This is a genomic window from Dethiosulfatibacter sp., assembly GCF_983023055.1.
This window is the reverse complement of sequence record NZ_CEZJXU010000099.1, coordinates 1-258: the sequence shown is the minus strand read 5'-3', so window position 1 is coordinate 258 and position 258 is coordinate 1. Positions and strand designations below refer to the sequence as shown.

The window sequence follows — 258 nt, the reverse complement described above, 5'->3', positions numbered from 1 at the left end:
ATACTGTTGAATCCTTATCAATCATCGGTGGAAGGGACAAATGCGGCAAGGATGAAAGTTTCGGAACTTTGACAATAAATAAAAGTGAGATAATCTCAATAGTTGGAGCTACGGGCTCTGGAAAAAGCCGACTACTTGCTGATATTGAATGGACTGCAAACAAGGATACACCTACGGGAAGGTCAATTCTTATAAATGGAGAGCTGCCGGATAAGAAGTGGAGATTTTCATCTTCTAACAAGCTCGTTGCACAACTGT

At 41.1% G+C, this 258-nt stretch carries 1 protein-coding gene; it reads left to right on the top strand.

Translation table 11 applies throughout. From position 1 onward, the window contains the following. A partial coding sequence (locus tag AC3AX0_RS05065; RefSeq protein ID WP_487549228.1) for an ATP-binding cassette domain-containing protein occupies positions 1 to 258 on the top strand: 258 nt, incomplete at both ends.